We start from the raw sequence: 917 nt of genomic DNA on the forward strand, positions 1-917 counted from the left end.
GGCCGGGACAGGCTGGCGCACCTCGCCGATCAGCTGGACGGGGGTCTCGTCGAAGCAAACCAGCGGCCGGGCGGGATCCGGCGTCTCGGCGTAGAGATCGAGCACGTCCTCCATGCGGGCGACGTATTCGCCATCGACATGAGGAATGCACCACATGTCCCTGCGCCATGGCTTGAGATCGTTCTCGGCCAGCCGGCGGCGCACGATCTCGCCCGACAGGCTGTCGTGATCGGTGAGCTTGACCATCGTGTCGGCCAGAAGCGTCAGCGTCCAGCGTTTGTGGCCGGCGGGCGGCTTGGCGCATGCGGTCGCCACCAGCAGGGCCTCCTCCTTGCCGGTCAGCTTGCGCTCTGCGCCCGGACGCGGCTCCTCGCTCAAGGCCCGCTCCAGATTGCCTTCCACGAAGCGGCGCTTGGTCCGGCCGACGGCGGAGAGGCTGACTCTCACGGTCCGGGCAATCTCCTCGTCGCGGCCGCCCCTATCGGCCGCCAGCAAAATCTGCGCCCGCTTCAGCTTGCGGGCGGCGTGTTTGCCGCCACCGAGCATCGCCGTCAGTTCATCGCGCTCGGCTTGGCTCAATTCGACCCGATAACGTACATTCATGCCTTGCCTCCTTGTCGGAGGCCGGGACGAATCCAGCGATGAGTCAAAATCAGGCGCGCACTTCACCGAGAAGCAGGGACATTACCTGGCCTTCATCCATACCTACGCCTACATGTTCGGACGCCCACCCGCCGAAGCCGACATTCAGCGCCACTTCCGCGTCAGCCCGCCTTCGGTCCACCAGATGATTGTCACCCTCGAACGAAACGGCTTCATCCGACGTCAACCCGGCGTCCCCAGAAGCATCGAAATCCTCGTGCCGCCCGAAAGCTTGCCGATCCTCGAATGGCTCGGCATCAAAACGTCAAAATCAC

At 64.6% G+C, this 917-nt stretch carries 2 protein-coding genes; one reads left to right on the plus strand and one right to left on the minus strand.

From position 1 onward, the window contains the following. Positions 1 to 603, minus strand: a 603-nt coding sequence (locus tag AC0L3A_RS40730) for an IS630 family transposase (protein ID WP_473256580.1), incomplete at its 3' end; no start/stop codon positions are given. Here AC0L3A_RS40730 and AC0L3A_RS40735 point away from each other — a divergent pair. Then, positions 602 to 917, plus strand: a 316-nt coding sequence (locus AC0L3A_RS40735; protein ID WP_473256581.1) for a LexA family protein, incomplete at its 3' end; no start/stop codon positions are given. The genes AC0L3A_RS40730 and AC0L3A_RS40735 overlap by 2 nt on opposite strands.

The organism is Bradyrhizobium sp. MI1.3 (genome assembly GCF_055811695.1).